Source organism: Leclercia sp. UBA1284 (genome assembly GCF_002308415.1).
Taxonomy (GTDB): domain Bacteria; phylum Pseudomonadota; class Gammaproteobacteria; order Enterobacterales; family Enterobacteriaceae; genus Enterobacter; species Enterobacter pneumoniae.
Genome location: NZ_DBUS01000006.1, coordinates 1,711,538 through 1,729,145, shown reverse-complemented (window position 1 = coordinate 1,729,145; position 17,608 = coordinate 1,711,538). Strand labels below are relative to the sequence as shown.

16 protein-coding genes are annotated in these 17,608 nt (G+C 55.6%); 7 read left to right on the top strand and 9 right to left on the bottom strand.

The window, feature by feature from the left end:
- Window positions 1-56: 56 nt before the first annotated feature.
- Genes B3511_RS11540 through manX form a run of 4 tightly spaced genes read right to left on the bottom strand, consistent with a single transcriptional unit; the run spans window position 57 to window position 3,245 of the window.
- On the bottom strand, window positions 57-515 hold the full coding sequence (locus B3511_RS11540) for a DUF986 family protein (protein WP_046885132.1): 459 nt from the start codon (window positions 513-515) through the stop codon (window positions 57-59).
- Between the two features lie 55 nt (window positions 516-570).
- Window positions 571-1,422, bottom strand: coding sequence for a PTS mannose transporter subunit IID (locus B3511_RS11535; protein WP_040075177.1), 852 nt, complete (start codon window positions 1,420-1,422; stop codon window positions 571-573).
- Window positions 1,423-1,434: 12 nt separating this feature from the next.
- Window positions 1,435-2,235 (bottom strand): PTS mannose transporter subunit IIC, encoded by an 801-nt coding sequence (gene manY, locus B3511_RS11530; protein ID WP_040075179.1) that lies wholly within the window; start codon window positions 2,233-2,235, stop codon window positions 1,435-1,437.
- Between the two features lie 47 nt (window positions 2,236-2,282).
- Window positions 2,283-3,245: a PTS mannose transporter subunit IIAB gene (gene manX / locus B3511_RS11525; protein ID WP_286782428.1), complete on the bottom strand. Its 963-nt coding sequence runs from the start codon at window positions 3,243-3,245 to the stop codon at window positions 2,283-2,285.
- 463 nt (window positions 3,246-3,708) lie between these two features.
- Here manX and yoaE point away from each other — a divergent pair, with 463 nt between their 5' ends.
- Window positions 3,709-5,268, top strand: a complete 1,560-nt coding sequence (yoaE, locus tag B3511_RS11520) for a CNNM family cation transport protein YoaE (protein ID WP_040075182.1) — start codon at window positions 3,709-3,711, stop codon at window positions 5,266-5,268.
- On the opposite strand, the gene B3511_RS11515 is transcribed toward yoaE, so the two are convergent.
- The 4 genes from B3511_RS11515 to pabB all read right to left on the bottom strand — a co-directional run bounded on the left by B3511_RS11515 (window position 5,269) and on the right by pabB (window position 10,490).
- Window positions 5,269-6,867 carry an EAL domain-containing protein gene (locus B3511_RS11515; protein WP_286782426.1) on the bottom strand — a complete coding sequence of 533 codons (1,599 nt, stop codon included), beginning with the start codon at window positions 6,865-6,867 and terminating at the stop codon, window positions 5,269-5,271. It abuts the gene before it with no gap.
- A gap of 131 nt (window positions 6,868-6,998) precedes the next feature.
- Window positions 6,999-8,363, bottom strand: a complete 1,365-nt coding sequence (gene sdaA / locus B3511_RS11510; RefSeq protein ID WP_286782424.1) for an L-serine ammonia-lyase — start codon at window positions 8,361-8,363, stop codon at window positions 6,999-7,001.
- Between the two features lie 183 nt (window positions 8,364-8,546).
- A complete protein-coding gene (locus B3511_RS11505; protein WP_212475635.1) occupies window positions 8,547-9,125 on the bottom strand; it encodes a CoA pyrophosphatase in 579 nt (192 codons plus the stop codon).
- 3 nt (window positions 9,126-9,128) lie between these two features.
- Entirely contained in the window at window positions 9,129-10,490 is a 1,362-nt protein-coding gene (pabB, locus tag B3511_RS11500) for an aminodeoxychorismate synthase component 1 (protein ID WP_286782422.1), read from the bottom strand.
- Between the two features lie 61 nt (window positions 10,491-10,551).
- On the opposite strand from pabB, the gene B3511_RS11495 reads away from it, so the two are divergent.
- Complete coding sequence (locus B3511_RS11495) at window positions 10,552-10,734, top strand: YoaH family protein (protein ID WP_040075189.1); 183 nt, start codon at window positions 10,552-10,554, stop codon at window positions 10,732-10,734.
- Between the two features lie 8 nt (window positions 10,735-10,742).
- Here the strand turns inward: B3511_RS11495 and B3511_RS11490 are convergent, their stop codons facing one another.
- Complete coding sequence (locus B3511_RS11490) at window positions 10,743-11,087, bottom strand: RidA family protein (RefSeq protein WP_286782420.1); 345 nt, start codon at window positions 11,085-11,087, stop codon at window positions 10,743-10,745.
- 126 nt (window positions 11,088-11,213) lie between these two features.
- On the opposite strand from B3511_RS11490, the gene B3511_RS11485 reads away from it, so the two are divergent.
- The 5 genes from B3511_RS11485 (at window position 11,214) to rnd (ending at window position 17,599) form a co-directional block, all read left to right on the top strand.
- Window positions 11,214-13,124 (top strand): ATP-dependent DNA helicase, encoded by a 1,911-nt coding sequence (locus tag B3511_RS11485; protein WP_286782418.1) that lies wholly within the window; start codon window positions 11,214-11,216, stop codon window positions 13,122-13,124.
- Window positions 13,125-13,190: 66 nt separating this feature from the next.
- Window positions 13,191-13,886, top strand: a complete 696-nt coding sequence (gene tsaB, locus B3511_RS11480; RefSeq protein ID WP_212475639.1) for a tRNA (adenosine(37)-N6)-threonylcarbamoyltransferase complex dimerization subunit type 1 TsaB — start codon at window positions 13,191-13,193, stop codon at window positions 13,884-13,886.
- A gap of 37 nt (window positions 13,887-13,923) precedes the next feature.
- Window positions 13,924-14,508 (top strand): Slp family lipoprotein, encoded by a 585-nt coding sequence (locus B3511_RS11475; protein ID WP_286782416.1) that lies wholly within the window; start codon window positions 13,924-13,926, stop codon window positions 14,506-14,508.
- Window positions 14,509-14,711: 203 nt separating this feature from the next.
- The gene (gene fadD, locus B3511_RS11470; protein WP_154298797.1) at window positions 14,712-16,397 is read left to right on the top strand and encodes a long-chain-fatty-acid--CoA ligase FadD; all 1,686 of its coding nucleotides are present in this window, start codon (window positions 14,712-14,714) and stop codon (window positions 16,395-16,397) included.
- Window positions 16,398-16,471: 74 nt separating this feature from the next.
- A complete protein-coding gene (rnd, locus tag B3511_RS11465; protein WP_286782413.1) occupies window positions 16,472-17,599 on the top strand; it encodes a ribonuclease D in 1,128 nt (375 codons plus the stop codon).
- Window positions 17,600-17,608 lie beyond the last annotated feature (9 nt).

The window sequence follows — 17,608 nt, the reverse complement described above, 5'->3', positions numbered from 1 at the left end:
GGCTATAATTGTGCGGAGAAAACCAGTCCAAATATAGCCAGTGCTATAATTTTAAATTATTGAGTTTTAACAAGTAATTTGTATATCTTTTCCAGGTCGTCTATATTCCGTACCCGAATGAGCAGACGCCGCTGTTCTAATTGCATCACCAGCACGCCATCTTCCGATAAATTCATCTCTTTAATACGGTTATATTCTATCCATACATTGGCGAAAAAGAACCCATCCTTTTTGAAGAGGATTTTGGGCGCCCGGATCCAGAACAGATAGATCGCCATTAATGCCAGCGCACATAATAACCATGTGGTTAATAATGCACCGCCGTTCATTACGTTGTTATAAATCAGAATCACCAGCAGGCCGGCAAAGATGAAGGCATCAACGCGGCCGCGACGTAGCAGGGGGATAGACAGCAGCGTCGCGCCATGACGTCGCGGCATGATCCATTCGTCGTAAATGGCATAAGCCAGAAGGGCAACAATAAACAAAACCAGTACGATGTCCGTGATCGTCATTCATCCTCCAGATAAAAAAAGCCGGGGGCAAGCCCCCGGCGTTTAACGCAACGTCTTACAGACCCAGCAGGCCAACAGCATAGCCCGCGATACCGATGACAAAGAAGCCAACGATAATCCACAGTGGGTTAACTTTCTTACGCAGCAGCCACATACAGGCGAAGGTCAACAGCAGCGGAACCAGGCCAGGCATCAGCTGGTCAAGGATGGTTTGCACCGTAGTCACGCGCGTCTGACCATCCTGACCGGTGATGGTAGAGACCACCAGCGGGATGTTAACGTGCGTCCATTTGTTAACCAGCGCGCCCATCACAAACAGGCCGAGAATGGAGGCCCCCTCGGTCAGTTTTTGCAGGAAGCCGCCGCCCATATCCTTAACAATGTCCACGCCTTTACGATAGCCATAAGCCACGCCGTAATAACGGGTTGCCAGGCGGACGAGGTTGAAAAGAATGAAGAACAGCAGTGGACCAAGCAGGCTACCGCTCATCGCAATACCGGCGCCAAGCGCGGCGAAGACTGGACGCACCGTACCCCAGAAGATCGGGTCACCCACGCCCGCCAGCGGTCCCATCAGACCCACTTTGATACCGTTGATGGCACCATCGTCAATCTCTGCGCCGTTCGCACGCTGCTCTTCCATCGCCAGAGTCACGCCCAGAACCGGGGCGGCAACATACGGATGGGTGTTGAAAAATTCCAGGTGACGTTTAATCGCCTGACGTCGTGCTTCGTTATTTTCTGGATACAGGCGTTTAATCGCCGGCACCATTGAGAAGCAGAAGCCCAGCGCCTGCATACGTTCGAAGTTCCACGAACCCTGGAACAGGTTTGAACGGATGAACACGCCACGAATATCGCCCGGAGTCAGTTTCTTCTCTGGGGTAGTTTTAGTCATATCAACCATGTCGCTCACCTGTTAGTCCAGTTCGTTATCGAGATCGTTAGTACCAGCCGCCTGCGCTGGTGCACCCGCTACGCGGTTGTATTTCGGGCTCAACTGAATGTAGAGAATCGCCATGACGGCGCCAATCACACCCAGAGCAACCAGGTTGAAGTTAGTAAACGCCGCGGTCACGAAGCCGAGGTAGAAGAACGGCATCAGGTAGCCTGCACGCATCATGTTGATAACCATCGCATAACCGACCACAACGATCATGCCACCGGCGATGTTCAGACCTCCGGTCACCACTTCTGGAATGGCGTTCAGCATGCTCTGCACTTCACTGGTACCGACAGAGATAGCAACGATAACCGCCGGGATTGCGATACGCATCGCCTGCAGGAACAGGGATGAAACGTGGATCCAGGAGAGTGCCGTCAGGTTGCCGTTATCGGCCGCCTTATCGGCAGCGTGCTGGAAGGCAACGGTGATAGTACGAACAATGATGGTCAGAACCTGGCCTGCCGCGGCCAGTGGAATAGCCAGCGCGATACCGGCGCCGATACTTTGGTGCCCGGCAATAACCAGAACGGTAGAGATGATGGAGGCGAGGGCCGCATCCGGGGCAACGGCCGCACCGATGTTCATCCAGCCCAGGGCGATCATTTCCAGGGTACCACCGATGATAATACCGGTTTTCATATCGCCAAGTACGGCACCAATTAAGGTACAGGCGACCAACGGACGGTGAAACTGAAATTCATCAAGTACGGATTCCATACCCGCAATACACGCGACGATGAACACCAGCACAATCTGAAGAGTGGTAATCTCCATTGTACTTCTCCTATAACATAAGCTTTGTGTGAAAAATCAGCGCCGGGTTATTTCCCAACTTTGCCGATCAAGTCCATCATTTTCAGTCTCTGATCGGTAGAAACCTTACGGGCTTCCAGCTCGATACCGCGTGCATTCAGTTTATTGAAGGCTTCGATATCTTTTTCATCGACTGAAATCGCGTTGTTGACCTGCGTTTTCCCCTGACGGAAAGCCATACCACCGATGTTGACGGAGGTGATTTTCACGCCGCCTTCAACAAGACGCTCAACGTCTGTCGGGTTAGTAAACAGAAGCATGACGCGTTCACCCGCATATTTCGGGTTGTTGTAAACGCGGATCATTTTGGCAACGTCCACCACGTGAGCGGTTACGCCCGGTGGAGCGACCTGGGTAAGAAGGGTTTTGCGGACGGTGTCTGCGGCAACTTCATCGCTGACGACGATAATGCGTTGTACGTTGGTCTCTTTAGTCCAGCGCGTTGCCACCTGGCCGTGAATTAAACGGTCATCGATACGGGCAAGGCCGATAACCATATAATCATTTGGCCCCATCGGTTTGGCAGGCGTTGCCGCTTTCGGCGCTGCCGCCACCGGCGCGGGTTTCTCTACTGGCTGAGCTTTCAACGCTTTCACGCCTTCGCGGCCGGTTTCTACCGCCAGTGCTACCAGTTCGTCAAAGCTCGGGTTATCGTCACGCGCCATCAGCGTTTCGACCAGCATCGGAATGTTAACGCCAGCCACGACTTCATGGTGCTCTTTATCGACGACAATGCGGCTGGCGGCGTTAAACGGACTGCCACCCCATGTATCGACGAGAAACAGCACGCCGCTGCGGGTATCGAGCTTTTCAAGTTGAGCCGTGTATTTCTCGATTAATGTTTCGGCATTTTCGCCGGGCACGAAATCGATCCAGCCAACATTTTCCTGCTCGCCAAGCAACATCTCTGCTGTTTTGAGTAACTGCTCTGCAGCCCAACCATGTGTGCCTATTACAATAGCAATGGTCACTTGCTACCTCCATTTATTATCGTTTATGCACCTGTGTGACGAGGGCATCATAAATCGTGTTCATTACAGCGAATCGATTCAGATAAGGGTTAGAGTAGAACTAACTCAGACTTCAGCGAATTATTTTAGACAGTGAAAAAATAATTTATGTGATGAAGATCCGTAATTTAGCTTTAGCGTGTTGGATAATTTGCGGCGCGAAATGGAGACGGTAACATCTGTTTGCAAAGGAAAGTAAATCTTTGCCTTAAAGCTCATGTCTCTGATATGTTTACCTTCCGTTTAATTGTCAGGAGTAATGGGCTATAGCCCACTGTATGGACCGTCACCGACGTCAGTCACCTACCCGATCCCTTTGGATCAGCCTCACCGGCGATTCTCGCCACACACTTAAATCGTCTTTTACCGCTTCGCCCGTTTCTAACGCGGCGCCGTTTTGTCATTCCTTCAGCAGGAGCTTGTCATGGAATTCTTAATGGACCCGCAAATCTGGGTGGGGCTTCTCACGCTGGTGGTGCTCGAGATTGTTCTCGGCATCGACAACCTGGTGTTTATTGCCATTCTTGCGGACAAGCTGCCGCCTAAACAACGTGACAAAGCACGCCTTATCGGCCTGTCGCTGGCGCTGATTATGCGTCTTGCGCTGCTTTCCGTTATTTCGTGGATGGTTACGCTCACCAAACCGCTCTTCAGCGTGTGGGATTTTACCTTCTCAGGACGCGACCTGATCATGCTAGTGGGGGGACTATTCCTTCTCTTCAAAGCCACGACTGAGCTACACGAACGGCTTGAAAACCGGCAGCATGATGGCGGGCATGGTAAAGGCTACGCCAGCTTCTGGGTTGTGGTAATGCAGATTGTGGTGCTGGATGCGGTCTTCTCCCTGGATGCGGTCATTACCGCAGTGGGTATGGTAAACCATCTTCCGGTCATGATGGCCGCGGTGGTCATTGCCATGGCGGTGATGTTGTTGGCCTCGAAACCGCTGACGCGATTCGTCAACGAACACCCGACGGTGGTGGTGCTCTGTCTCAGCTTCCTGCTGATGATTGGTTTGAGCCTGGTCGCAGAAGGTTTCGGCTTCCATATTCCGAAAGGTTACCTGTACGCGGCGATTGGCTTCTCGATCATCATTGAATTCTTCAACCAGGTTGCGCGACGTAACTTCATTCGTCAGCAATCTAACCAGCCGTTGCGTGCGCGTACTGCGGATGCCATCTTGCGTCTGATGGGCGGTCGTCGCCAGGCAACGGTTCAGCCGGAGAGCGAAAACCATGTGACGGTGCCGGTACCCGAAGGTGCTTTTGTTGAAGAAGAGCGCTACATGATTAACGGCGTACTGTCGCTCGCCTCCCGCTCTCTGCGTGGCATCATGACGCCCCGCGGTGAAATCAGTTGGGTTGACGCCAGCCTGAGCATGGATGAAATCCGCCAGCAACTGCTCTCTTCGCCACACAGTCTGTTCCCGGTGTGTCGCGGCGAGCTGGATGAAATTATCGGTGTGGTACGTGCTAAAGAGCTTCTGGTTGCGCTGGAAGAGGGGGTAGATGTCGAGGCCATAGCCGCCGCGTCGCCGGCCATTGTGGTACCGGAAACGCTCGACCCGATTAACCTGCTGGGCGTATTGCGTCGTGCTCGCGGTAGCTTTGTTATTGTGACCAACGAGTTTGGTGTGGTTCAGGGGCTGGTTACGCCGCTGGACGTGCTGGAGGCGATTGCCGGTGAGTTCCCGGATGCCGACGAAACGCCGGAAATCGTTGCCGATAACGACGGCTGGCTGGTAAAAGGCGCCACCGACCTGCATGCGCTGCAACACACGCTGGGGCTGGAGCACCTGACTAACCATGATGACGATATCGCCACCGTAGCCGGTCTGGTCATTGCCATTAATGGTCAGATCCCGCGTACCGGTGATGTTCTGGAACTGCCGCCGCTGAAGATCACCATTGTGACGGCGAACGACTACCGTGTGGATCTGGTGCGTATTGTTAAAGAGCAGTCAGAGCACGAAGAAGACGAGTAATTAATGTAGCGGCATCGCGGGCATGATCTGCCCGTTATGCGGCGCTGGCGGGGGCGAACTCCCCGCCAGCCACTCCGGAAAGTCTCTTAGCGGCATCGGTCGCGCATAAAAATATCCCTGCAAAATGTGCACCCCGCGCTGGCGAAGATGACGCGCTTGTTCAGGGGTTTCTACCCCTTCTGCCACCAGTTCAATGTTCAACCGCTGTGCAAGGGCAATAATGATATCGGTCACGGTAGAGTTCACCGCGTCCGTCCCTATCGCAGCCGTAAATGACTTATCAATTTTCAGGACATCCGGATGCAGCTTTTCCAGCCATGAGAGCGAGCAATTCCCGGTGCCAAAATCATCAATCGCCAGTTTGACCTCTTTTCGGTGTAATTCCCGTACCAGACGGCAATCCACGTCCAGCAGGGCATCGCGCTCGGTCAGTTCAATTATGAGCTGTTGTACAGGGCGGGCGTTAAACCAGTGGTGATTCAGGTCACGCAGTAGCACGCCATGGCGGAAATGGCTGGCGGCAACATTGATTCCGATATGGAAGCCAGGATCCGCCGGGAATACCGTCAGCTGGCGTACGGTTTCCGTGATGACATAGCGGGTGAGGGGAATAATCAGATTGTGTTCCTCAGCCAGGGGGATAAACACGTCAGGGGAGATCCACCCCTGGCGCGGATTATTCCAGCGCAGCAGGATCTCCACGCCGACGCACTCCTGATTTCGCGCATTCATCAGTGGCTGGCAGAACAGCTCAAATTCGCGGGCGGCAAGGCCGAGATTTATCTCCCAGGTAAAGCTCATCCTGTTTGCGGTGGCCAGCCAGGCGATATAGCCCAGTAGCAGGCTTAACAGCAGAGCCAGTGGCAACTGGCCAGGAAGATCCTTTAACGCTAACGCCGTAGGGCCCGGGCCGCTGACGGTGATGGTAAAGGGGAAATTACCCGACGGCTGGCGATAAATTTTGTCGCCAGCATTGTGTGTCAGGGTATCAGAGACATTCGATCCGTAACGCAGGTGTTTATTGCCTACGCTCAGGGTAACTTCGTTAATCAGGGGGGCTTGCGGTTCGAGGATCATGCGGGCAATCAGATCGATATTGACCCCCTCCATGACCCCGTTCTGGCTGTTACCAGGCAGCGGATACCACTGGATCAGAATGGGGCTACCATGCAGCAGTGACCGATCCGTCGACAGCACCAGTAAAGGTTCCGGGAAGGGAAGCGCAGGTTGGAGTTGGCGAACAGGTACATCGCGTTGACCAAAAATACTGGAACAGTAAAGGATCCCGTCTTTAACCAGCCCGATCGTGCGCACGGTCTGCAGGGTGGCGGCATGTCGGCGCAACAGCAAGTGGGTAGAAAGGCATGGACGTCCTACCAGCGGCAGCAGCGCTTCACGGCTGGCTTGCAACGGCAGCAAAATTTTATCCAGCGCCTCGACGGCGTGGGTGACAAAGGCGACAGTACGGTGCTGGTTGAGATTACGTTGTGAAATAAAGCGGATGCCAAGCGTCGTAATCAGGGTGAGAACCGCAACCACCACGCAAACCGCGAGGCGTTTTCGACGATAATGGGTGATTATCCTTTGCGCAGTTTGCATGCAGGGGTCATCCGGTAAGCCAAGGGCACCCAATGCCGCAGGCAATACAGCAAGTGTAGTGGGGAAATATTAAGGAGACGAGACGAGGGGAGAAATTTCGCCCATCCGTTGCAGATGGGCGAAAGGGAGTATTAGTCGCACTGCACCTTGATAGCCAGGCCACCGCGGGAAGTTTCGCGATATTTCGCGTTCATATCTTTCCCGGTTTCGTACATGGTTTCGATAACCTTATCCAGTGAAACGCGCGGCTCGCTGGTACGACGCATCGCCATACGTGAGGCATTGATCGCTTTGACGGACGCAATGGCGTTACGCTCAATGCACGGTACCTGCACCTGACCGGCGACCGGGTCACAGGTCAGACCGAGGTTATGCTCCATGCCAATCTCTGCGGCAACGCATACTTGTTCCGGGCTGGCACCCAGCAGCTCAGCCAGACCGGCAGCAGCCATTGAGCAGGCCACGCCCACTTCACCCTGACAACCTACTTCCGCTCCGGAAATGGAGGCGTTCATCTTATAGAGCGCACCCACCGCACCCGCGGCCAGGAAGTAACGAATGTAGATATCCGGGCTCACGGATTCGATAAAGTGATCGTAATAAGCCAGTACCGCCGGCACGATCCCGCAGGCGCCGTTAGTTGGGGCTGTCACAACGCGGCCACCGGCTGCGTTCTCTTCGTTGACGGCCAGGGCAAACATGTTTACCCAGTCCACCACGTTCATCGGGTCGTTGGAGTATTTGTCGGTGGTCACCAGCATGCGACGCAGCGCCGAGGCACGACGCGGCACGCGCAGTGGGCCAGGCAACACGCCTTCAGTATTGATACCGCGATCGATACAGGCACGCATGGTCTGCCATACGTTCGCAAAGTACTCTTCAATCTCTTTCTTGCTGTGCAGCGCCAGTTCGTTCTGCATCACCATGCCGGAAAGCGACAGGCCGGTCTCTTTGCAGTAGTTCAGCATCTCCTGGGCGGATTTAAACGGATAGGGGACATTGACGTCACCCCCCGTATCTTTGCCGAAATGCTCTTCATCAACGATGAAACCACCGCCGATGGAGTAATAGGTTTTGCTGTAAATCACTTTATCGCCGTTAAAGGCGTGGATCTGCATGCCGTTTTCGTGCAGTGAGAGGTTGTCGCTGCGAAAACGCATGCCGTCATCCTGCGGGAAATCGACTTCGTGCTGGCCGTTAGCCAGCAGCAGGCGGCCGCGCGTTTCAACGTCGCGAATAAACGCCGGAATGGCGTCAATATCAACGGTATCCGGCATATTTCCGGCCAGACCCATTATGATGGCGATATCGGTGTGGTGGCCTTTACCCGTTAAAGAGAGCGAGCCATAGACATCTACGGCAACACGGGTAACGCTTTCCAGTAATCCTTTTTCGACCAGGTCATCGACGAACTGTTTACCGGCCTTCATAGGACCGACAGTGTGGGAAGAGGAGGGGCCAATACCCACTTTGAACATGTCGAATATACTAATCACTTTAACACTCCTGACAGGGTTACCGGGTTTCCAGTAACGATGTTATAACTGCGCATAGTGTAAGAGGGAACCTGATCGTCAGCTCAACTATTCACATGAATTAAACTAATGGCTAACGGCGGTTTTACTAATAGCGAGAGAGCGATCGCAAACGTAGTAAAAAGTCGGGAATGTAAAGTATAGTCAAGGCTTCAGGCCAATTTGCAGCGCCAGTTCACGAATAATGCCTGCCGTCATGCCCCAGACAAAATAATGCTGGTACCAGGATAACCAGACCCGATGATGGTGGCCGCGACGATGAATATCGAGGGGGTGATAACGACCCAGACGCAGGGCCTCCGCCAGTGGCATTTCAAATACTGCCGCCACTTCGTCTTCGCTGGCGTGATAGTGCAGATTTGGCGGAATCAACCCCACCACCGGCGTAACCTGAAACCCGGTCACGCTGTCGACAGGCGGGAGCACGCCAATCACTTCCACAACCTCGGGCGGAATCGCCACCTCTTCCTGCGCTTCGCGCAACGCGGCGGCAATCAGCGAAGCATCACTGCTGTCTACTGCGCCACCGGGGAAGGCAACCTGACCGGCATGTTTACGCATCAGCGGGGAGCGTTGGGTGAGCAACAGTCCGGGTTCTTCGCGGCGTACCACCGGGATCAGCACCGCGGCCTGGCGCTGATTAAGCGAGGCGCTATTGACCTGCGGCCGTAATAACTGAAAACGCGATAAAAAATCATCCAGGGTCAGATTGCGGGTCTCCACGCTTTAACTCTCCAGTTGTTGCAGTATGCGGTTTACTTTATCAAAGGTTTCCTGATACTCCGCCGCCGACTCACTGTCAGCCACGATACCGCCGCCTGCAGAGCAGTATAGCTGCCCGTCAAAGGCGGTCAGGGTGCGGATGGTAATGCTGGTATCCATGGTACCGCAGAGGCTGATATAGCCGATGCTGCCGCACCAGGCGTTACGGCGCTGGGGTTCCAGTTCGTCGATAATTGCCATCGCCCGCACCTTTGGCGCACCGGTAATCGACCCCCCCGGAAATGCCGCCCGCAGCAGATCGCAGGCGCTGCGCGATGCGGGCAGGCGCGCGGTAATGGTACTGACTAAATGGTGAACCGCCGGGAAAGGCTCCACCACGAACAGTTCGGGCACCCGCACGCTGCCGGGTTCGGCCACGCGCCCGATATCATTACGCATCAAATCTACGATCATCAGATTTTCGGCGCGATCTTTCGGGGAGGCGGCCAGTTTTTCCGCCTGCTGGCGATCGTCATCGGGATCGGTAAGACGCGGTAGCGTGCCTTTAATGGGGCGGGTCTGTATTTCGCCCTCTGCCAGATGAATAAAGCGCTCAGGTGACAGGCTCAGAATCGCCCCCTGTTCAAGGCGCATAAAGGCGCTGAAGGGGGCGCGGTTCTGCGCATTCAGGCGAGTAAATGCCTGCCACTCATCACCCTGATAGTGAGCCTGAAAACGCTGGGCAAGATTCACCTGATAGCAATCGCCACTGTGCAGATAAGCCTGCACCTGGCGGAATTTTGCGTCATACTCCAGCGCGGTCATGTTTGCGCGCCAGTCAGAGGTGAGGCGAAACGGGGTTTGCCCGGTCGGGGGACGCTGTGCTTCCAGCCACGCCAGTCGCGACTTCGCATCGCCATGGCAGACCAGCGATACGGCCTGTTTATGGTGATCAACAATGACCGCCCAGTCGTACAGCCCCACCGCCATATCCGGCAGGCTGATGTCGTCAACTGCCTGCTGCGGCAGCGTTTCAAAGCGACGACCCAGATCGTAGCCAAAGAGCCCCAGCGCGCCGCCCTGAAAAGGCAGATCGGGGTGCGCATCCGCAGGCAGGCCCAGGTCGTCCAGCGTCTGCTGCAGCAAGCTCAATGGGCAGCCAGACGATTCGAACACCGTCTCCCGCGTTATTCGGGTAAGCTCACTCTCGGTAACCAGCGTGGCGACGGGATCGGCCACCAGAATATCAAACCGGCTATAGGGATGGTCAGCGTGGCCGGAATGCAGCAGCATCGCCCAGGGTTGATGGCTCAGCGGCGCAAACCATGCTTCAGCGGCGTCTGGACGCCAGGGTAATGAAATAACGGTGGGGGATAACGAGTTCATCTATAGCAAACAACCGGGCAGCGTGAAATAATTAGCGCTGATAATTTAGCAGGAGTTAATGATGTTTGCAGGTTTACCTTCACTGAGCCACGAGCAGCAGCAGAAAGCAGTTGAACGCATTCAGACGTTAATGTCCGAAGGGATGAGCAGCGGCCAGGCCATTGCGCAGGTGGCAGAAGAACTTCGCGCCACCCATACCGGCGAGCGGATCGTGGCGCGTTTTGAGGATGATGAAGAAGAGTAACCGGCGCGTTATACCGCGGCGATAATCTTAATCTCAACCTTATATTGCGGTTTCATCAGCGTGGCCTGTACGGTGCAGCGTACCGGCGCGTGGCCCGCGACTACCCACGCATCCCAGGCCTTGTTCATGGCTGCAAAATCATCTTTATTCGTCAGAAAAATGGTCGCATCCAGGATCTTCGATTTATCGCTGCCCTGTTTTTGCAGGATAGCGTCAATCTGTGCCAGGGTGTTGGCCGTCTGCTCAAAGGCGTCGGCATCCAGATTCTCCGGTACGCCGGTGTAGTAGAGAGTCTGGTTGTGGATCACCACATCAGACCAGCGGGCTTCGGCATCAATGCGCACAATTGTCATAAACGTCTCCTCGTTATTTTTTCATTGCCGGGCAAGACTGCCATATTGTCTCGCCGCCGTCACTATCGACTGGCGCAAGGCCCGGCAGCCTGACATAATCCCCTGTGCAAAATTACAGGGGGCAGAGTGGCAGACGATTTCGCAGCAGACGGGCAGTTAGCAAAAGCAATTCCTGGCTTTAAACCGCGTGAGCCCCAGCGCCAGATGGCGCATGCCGTCGCGCGCGCGATCGATAACGGGCAGCCGCTGGTCGTGGAAGCGGGGACCGGGACCGGGAAAACCTACGCCTATCTGGCGCCTGCGCTACGGGCGAAGAAAAAGGTCATTATCTCGACCGGTTCGAAAGCGCTGCAGGATCAGCTTTACAGCCGCGACCTGCCCACCGTGGCCAAGGCTCTCAAATTTAAAGGCCGGCTGGCATTACTGAAGGGTCGCTCAAACTACCTCTGCCTCGAACGTCTGGAGCAACAAGCGCTGGCGGGGGGCGATCTGCCGGTACAAACGCTGAGCGATGTCATCATCCTTCGCGCCTGGGCCAACCAGACCCAGGATGGCGATATCAGCACCTGCGCCAGCGTGGCCGAAGATTCTGCCGCCTGGCCGCTGGTCACCAGCACCAACGATAACTGCCTCGGTAGCGACTGCCCGCTCTATAAAGACTGCTTCGTGGTGAAAGCGCGTAAGACGGCGATGGACGCTGACGTCGTGGTGGTCAACCATCACCTCTTCCTGGCCGATATGGTGGTAAAAGAGAGCGGCTTTGGTGAACTGATCCCCCAGGCTGACGTGATGATCTTCGATGAGGCCCATCAACTGCCGGATATTGCCAGTCAATATTTCGGCCAGTCCCTCTCCAGCCGTCAGCTGCTGGATCTGGCCAAAGATTTCACTATCGCTTACCGCACCGAACTGAAGGATACCCAGCAGTTACAAAAATGCGCTGACCGTCTGGCGCAGAGTACACAGGATTTCCGCATGCAGCTGGGCGATCCCGGTTTTCGCGGCAATCTGCGTGAACTTCTGGCAGACAATACCATTCAGCGCGCGCTCCTGCTGCTGGATGATGCGCTGGAGCTCTGCTATGACGTGGCGAAATTATCTCTGGGCCGCTCCGCATTACTGGACGCCGCCTTTGAACGCGCCACCCTCTACCGTGCCCGTCTTAAGCGCCTGAAAGAGATCAACCAGCCGGGATACAGCTACTGGTACGAATGTAACTCGCGCCATTTCACCCTGGCCCTTACGCCGCTTACCGTGGCGGACAAATTCAAAGAAGTCATGGCCGACAAGCCGGGGAGCTGGATTTTCACCTCCGCGACCCTCTCGGTAAATGATGACCTGCACCACTTCACCGAACGACTGGGGATTAACGAGGCGGAGTCGCTGCTGCTACCCAGCCCGTTTGACTACGCGACTCAGGCGCTGCTCTGCGTACCACGTAATTTACCGCTGCCGAATCAGCCCGGCGCGGCGCGCCACCTGGCGGCAATGCTTAAACCGATGATCGAGGCGAACAATGGGCGCTGCTTTATGCTCTGCACCTCTCACGCCATGATGCGCGACCTGGCAGAGCAGTTCCGCGCCACCATGACCCTGCCGGTGCTGTTACAGGGTGAGACCAGTAAAGGCCAACTGTTGCAGCAGTTTGTTAGCCACGGCAATGCCCTGCTGGTGGCAACCAGCAGCTTCTGGGAAGGGGTGGATGTCCGCGGCGATGCGCTTTCTCTGGTCATTATCGATAAGCTGCCCTTTACCTCGCCGGACGATCCGTTGCTTAAAGCCCGTATGGAGGATTGCCGCCTGCGCGGAGGCGATCCCTTTGACGATGTGCAGCTACCGGACGCGGTGATCACCCTTAAACAGGGGGTAGGGCGTCTTATCCGCGATATAGACGACCGGGGCGTGCTGGTGATCTGCGACAACCGGCTGGTGATGCGCCCTTACGGTGCGACCTTTATAGCCAGTCTGCCGCCCGCGCCGCGTACGCGGGACATCAATCGAGCAGTGCGTTTCCTGGCGGCGCCATCGGCGGAGTAATTTGCCCTGGAGTGTGCTAAGATGCGCGCCATTTTGTATTGACCCACTGCGAGAGCGCGACAACTGATGCGAATTCTGGCTATTGATACCGCCACAGAGGCCTGTTCTGTTGCCCTGTGGAATGACGGTGCCATCTCTGCTCATTTCGAAGAGTGCCCACGAGAACACACCCAGCGCATTTTACCGCTGGTAAAGATGATCCTGACTCAGGGCGACACCACTTTAACCGACCTCGACGCGCTGGCCTTTGGCCGCGGCCCGGGGAGCTTTACCGGCGTGCGTATTGGTATCGGTATTGCGCAAGGGCTGGCGCTGGGTGCAGGGCTGCCAATGATTGGCGTCTCTACCCTGGCAACCATGGCGCAGGGCGCCTGGCGTAAAACCGGCGCCACCCGCGTGCTGGCCGCCATAGATGCCCGCATGGGTGAAGTTTATTGGGCGGAGTACACCCGTGATGAACAGGGCGTCTGGCACGGTGAAGAGAGTGAAGCGGTGCTCAAGCCGGAAGCCGTCAGCGAACGGTTGAAGCAGCTTTCCGGCGTCTGGGCTACGGTGGGTACGGGCTGGAAAGCCTGGCCGGATATGGCGCAGGAGAGTGGCGTAACGCTGGAAGAGGGCGAGATGTTGCTGCCTGAAGCCGAAGACATGCTCCCCATCGCCTGCCAGCTGCTGGCAGCAGGCAAAACGGTGGCGGTAGAGAAGGCCGAACCAGTTTATTTACGAAACGAGGTGGCATGGAAGAAACTTCCAGGCCGCGAGTGAATCTCAGTATCAGGAACTGAGAAAAAGGGGTCGCATCATGGCGGTTCATAATTATGTAGTACGCCTTCTGGCGGCCGGCGCGGTGGCGCTGGCATTGAGTGGATGCGTATCGGTACCGGACGCCATCAAAGGCAGCAGCCCGACGCCGCAGCAAGATCTGGTCCGGGTGATGAACGCACCTGAACTTTACGTCGGCCAGGAAGCGCGTTTTGGCGGTAAGGTGGTCGAGGTGTACAACCAGCAGGGTAAAACCCGGCTGGAGATTGCCACGGTCGCACTCGATAGCGGCGCGCGTCCGATACTGGGCGAAGCGTCACGTGGCCGTATCTATGCGGACGTGAACGGGTTCCTCGACCCGGTTGATTTCCGTGGGCAACTGGTCACCGTCGTGGGTCCTATCACCGGTACGGCGGAAGGCAAGGTGGGCAGCACCCCCTATAAATTTATGACCATGCAGACCAACGGCTACAAACGCTGGCATGTTACGCAACAGGTCATGATGCCGCCGCAGCCTATCGATCCCTGGTACTGGGGACCCCATCCGTACCGTTATGGCGGCTACGGTGGCTGGGGCTGGTATAACCCCGGTCCAGCTCGCGTTCAGAACGTAGTAACAGAGTAACTTACTGTTATTATTGAAAAAGAAACAGCGGCCTCGCCGCTGTTTCTCGTTTTATACGGATATAACAAAAATAAATAGTGACGTGCTTCGCAACCCGAAAAGCGGACAATTAATAAACTGGTACGCTGAGTTAATATAATGTTAACACTTTGTATTTAACCGGGGTTGTGATGACGACAAATACTCATTTCAGAGGTGATTCATTGAATAAGGTTTGGCTAAACCGTTATCCCGCGGATGTTCCTGCGGAGATCAATCCTGACCGCTATCAATCCCTGGTTGAACTGTTTGAACATTCGGTGGCGCGCTATGCCGACCAGCCCGCGTTCGTGAACATGGGCGAGGTCATGACCTTCCGCAAACTGGAAGAGCGCAGCCGGGCTTTTGCCGCCTATCTCCAGCAAGGCTTAGGGTTACAAAAAGGGGATCGGGTGGCATTGATGATGCCAAACCTGCTGCAATACCCGGTCGCGCTGTTTGGCATTTTGCGCGCAGGCATGATCGTAGTTAACGTCAACCCGCTCTATACCCCACGTGAGCTGGAGCACCAGCTGAATGACAGCGGTGCGGCGGCGATTGTTATCGTCTCTAACTTTGCCCACACGCTGGAAAAAGTGGTGGACAAAACTCAGGTCAAACACGTGATCCTGACGCGGATGGGCGATCAGCTCTCCACCGCGAAGGGTACGCTGGTGAACTTCGTCGTCAAATACGTTAAGCGGCTGGTACCCAAATATCACCTGCCAGATGCTATCTCCTTCCGCCGGGCCCTGCAGACGGGCTACCGCATGCAGTATGTGAAACCCGAAATCGTCCCGGAAGATTTGGCGTTTCTGCAATATACCGGCGGCACCACCGGCGTAGCGAAAGGGGCGATGCTGACCCATCGAAATATGCTGGCCAACCTCGAACAGGTAAACGCCACCTACGGCCCGCTGCTCCATCGTGGCAAAGAGCTGGTGATCACCGCGCTTCCGCTGTATCACATCTTTGCACTAACCATGAACTGCCTGCTCTTTATTGAACTGGGCGGACAAAACGTGCTTATCACCAACCCGCGCGATATCCCAGGCCTGGTGAAGGAACTGGCGAAATACCCCTTCACCGCCATGACCGGGGTCAACACCCTGTTTAATGCGCTGTTGAACAACAAAGAGTTCCAGCAACTCGATTTCTCAACCCTGCACCTCTCTGCCGGTGGCGGTATGCCGGTGCAGCAGGCGGTTGCCGAACGTTGGGTGAAACTGACCGGCCAATATCTGCTTGAAGGCTACGGGCTCACCGAGTGCTCGCCGCTGGTCAGCGTCAACCCGCACGATATTGACTATCACAGCGGCAGCATTGGCCTGCCGGTGCCCTCCACGGAAGCCAAACTGGTGGATGATAACGATAACGAAGTGGCGCCAGGCGAGCCCGGTGAGCTCTGCGTGAAAGGGCCTCAGGTCATGCTGGGTTACTGGCAGCGTCCGGACGCCACCGATGAGATCATCAAAGACGGCTGGCTTCATACCGGCGATATCGCCGTGATGGATGACGAGGGTTTCCTGCGTATTGTCGATCGTAAGAAAGATATGATTCTGGTCTCCGGATTCAACGTCTATCCCAACGAAATCGAAGAAGTGGTTATGCAGCACAACGGGGTGCAGGAGGTAGCCGCTGTCGGCGTACCGGCCGGCACAAGCGGCGAAACGGTAAAGATTTTCGTGGTGAAAAAGGATCCATCGCTGACCGAAGAGGCGCTGATTACCTTCTGCCGACGCCAGCTTACCGGGTATAAAGTCCCGAAACTGGTTGAGTTTCGTGATGAACTGCCAAAATCCAACGTCGGCAAGATATTACGACGAGAATTACGTGACGAAGCGCGCGCCAAAAGCGACAATAAGGCCTGAGCTTCGTGTGAGTCACCCCAAAACGCTGGCTAAGCCGGCGTTTTTTTATGGGCGCAAACCAAAGAGAACTTGTTTTGAATTACCAGATGATCACCACCAACGACGAGCTGGCCTCCCTGTGCGATGTCACGCGTGATGCACCCGCTATCGCCCTGGATACCGAGTTTGTTCGTACCCGCACCTACTATCCACAGCTGGGCCTGATCCAGATGTATGATGGCAATCGGCTGGCCTTAATTGACCCGCTGGGCATCTCCGACTGGGCGCCGCTGCGCGAGTTGATGCTGAACACCGCTGTGACCAAATATCTGCATGCCGGGAGTGAAGATCTGGAAGTCTTCCTGAATACCTTCGGCATTATGCCGCAACCGCTTATCGACACTCAGATTCTGGCCGCCTTCTCCGGTCGTCCGCTCTCCTGGGGCTTTGCCGCGATGGTCGAAGAGTACACCGGACTGGCTATCGATAAGAGCGAATCCCGTACTGACTGGCTGGCGCGTCCGCTCACCGAGCGCCAGCTTGATTACGCCGCCGCCGACGTTTTCTATCTGCTGCCCATTGCCGGACAGCTGATGAAAGAGGCCGAAGCCTCTGGCTGGCTGCCAGCCGCGCTGGACGAGTGCCGGATTACACAGCAACGTCGTCAGGAGACCGTCGACCCGAAAGACGCCTGGCGCGACATCAATAATGCTTCACAGCTGCGTACGCGCCAGCTGGCTTGTCTGCAGTTGCTGGCGGAATGGCGTCTGCGTAAAGCCCGCGACCGCGACATGGCGGTGAATTTTGTGGTGCGGGAAGAACATCTCTGGGGCGTGGCGCGCTTTATGCCGGGCAGCATGGGTGAGCTGGACAGCATTGGCCTCTCCGGTAGCGAGATCCGTTTCCACGGCAAAACGTTACTGGCGCTGGTGGCCAAAGCGCAGGAGATCCCGGAAGACGAACTGCCGGAACCGCTATTAAACCTGATGGACATGCCTGGCTACCGTAAAGCGTTTAAAGAGATCAAGGCGCTGGTCCAGGAGGTGGCGACAGAGAGCAAACTCAGCGCAGAGCTGCTGGCGTCACGTCGTCAAATCAATCAGCTGCTCAACTGGCACTGGCAGTTAAAACCGCAGAACGGGTTGCCGGAGCTGATGGCAGGCTGGCGCGGGGAGTTGATGGCTGAACGCCTGAACGCACTGCTGAAAAACTATCCGCTGTAAGAAGGGTAG